General features: G+C 35.4%; 3 protein-coding genes. All 3 read left to right on the top strand.

The annotated features are described in order from the left end of the window. A partial coding sequence (locus ACKI2W_RS01830) for a 50S ribosomal protein L11 (RefSeq protein WP_407378832.1) occupies positions 1-366 on the top strand: 366 nt, incomplete at its 5' end. Between the two features lie 176 nt (positions 367-542). Continuing rightward, entirely contained in the window at positions 543-1,181 is a 639-nt protein-coding gene (locus ACKI2W_RS01825; protein WP_407378831.1) for a 50S ribosomal protein L1, read from the top strand. Continuing rightward, a partial coding sequence (locus tag ACKI2W_RS01820) for a 50S ribosomal protein L10 (RefSeq protein WP_407378830.1) occupies positions 1,181-1,759 on the top strand: 579 nt, incomplete at its 3' end. The genes ACKI2W_RS01825 and ACKI2W_RS01820, both read left to right, overlap by 1 nt.

Here is a 1,759-nt window from a genome sequence, read left to right as displayed (position 1 = left end):
AATAAAAAAAGTGCTGACTTTGCAGGTATGAAAGTGCCTATTAAAGTTATCATTGACAGAGATACTAAAGATTTCGAAATTGAAATCGGTACTCCACCAACTACAGCTTTAATCATGCAAGAATTAGGCATCGAAAAAGCTTCTCACGAACCAGGTTTAGACATTATCAATGACTTACCGATTGAAACCGCTTTAAAAATCGCTAGAATGAAATTCGATTCATTATTATCTAACGATTACAAAGCAGCTGTAAAAGAAGTTATGGGAACCTGTGTAAGTATGGGATTATCTGTAGATGGTAAAGACCCAAGAGAAGCACAAAAAGACGTAGATGCTGGTAAATATGATGATATCTTATTAGAATAGATATCAGTTAATAAAATTTAAGTTAATATGTAAACAGTGTATATGATGTTATGATTTACGGATTATAATTGATATACTGTTTTTTAATTCATGCAATCGTGAAGAATTTTTTCTTGTAATCGATTCTCATGAAACCAAAATAGCCAATGAACAGAAAATGTTCATGGGGGACGAATATGACACAAGATATAGTTAATGCGGTGAAGGAGGCAAAAGAACAATCAAAGCCGAGAAACTTCACAGAGTCAGTAGATATTATTATTAATATCCGTGACTTAGATGTCAAAAGGCCAGAAAATAGGTTTAATGAGGAAGTTACTCTTCCTAACGGCCGTGGCAAAGAGGTAAAAATCGGAGTCATAGCTGATGGGGAACTCATTGTTCAAGCTAAAGATGCAGGCCTCGATCTTGTAATCAACAAAAATGATTTAGAAGAGTTAGGAAAAGATAGAAAAGCTGCTAAAAAAGCAGCAAATTCTGTTGATTTCTTCATAGCTCAAGCTGATATGATGCCACTCGTTGGTAGGTTCTTAGGTCCAATTCTTGGTCCTCGTAACAAAATGCCAAAACCAGTGCCAGCAAGTATCAAACTTGACCCTCTTTTAGAAAGATTACAAAGTACTGTCAAAGTTGGTGTAAAACAGCAACCAAGTATTCAAATCGTTGTTGGAAGCCAAGACATGTCCGAGGAAGATATAGCTGAAAATGTGGAAACTGTTCTTACAGTCTTAGACCGCAATTTAGAAAAAGGAAGAAGTCAAATAAAATCCATGTTTATTAAAACAACTATGGGTCCAACTGTGAGGGTGATCTAATGGCTCATGTTGCTGAATGGAAAAAAGAAGAAGTTATTGAGCTCAAAGGTATCATAGACAAATATGATGTTGTTGGTATTGTCGATTTATTAAACATTCCAGCAAAACAGCTCCAGGAAATGAGAAAAAATCTCAAAGGCAAAGCTGTTATCAGAATGTCTAAGAAAAACCTTATTGATTTAGCTCTTGAAGATTGTAATGCTAGTAAAAACAACATTGTTGATTTGTCTGGACATATGGATGGTCAGATAGCACTCATTGCTACTGAAATGAATCCTTTCAAATTGTACAAAATATTGGAAGACAGCAAAACTTCTGCTCCTGCTAAACCGGGAACCATTGCTCCTGAAGATATTGTTGTACCTGCTGGTGATACCGGATTCGAACCAGGTCCTTTCTTAGGTGAATTGCAACAAGTTGGAATTCCTGCAAAAATTGATAAAGGTAAAATTGTAGTTCAAAAAGATACTGTTGTTGTCGAAGCAGGCGAAGAAGTATCTAAAAGTGTTGCAGCTACCTTATCAAGAATGGATATTAATCCAATGGAAGTAGGAATTGATTTAAAAGCAGTATATGAA

Source organism: Methanobrevibacter sp. (genome assembly GCF_045603845.1).
In the GTDB taxonomy this organism is placed as follows: domain Archaea; phylum Methanobacteriota; class Methanobacteria; order Methanobacteriales; family Methanobacteriaceae; genus Methanocatella.
The sequence above is the reverse complement of the archived record's forward strand: the minus strand, read 5'-3'. Positions and strand labels throughout refer to the sequence as shown.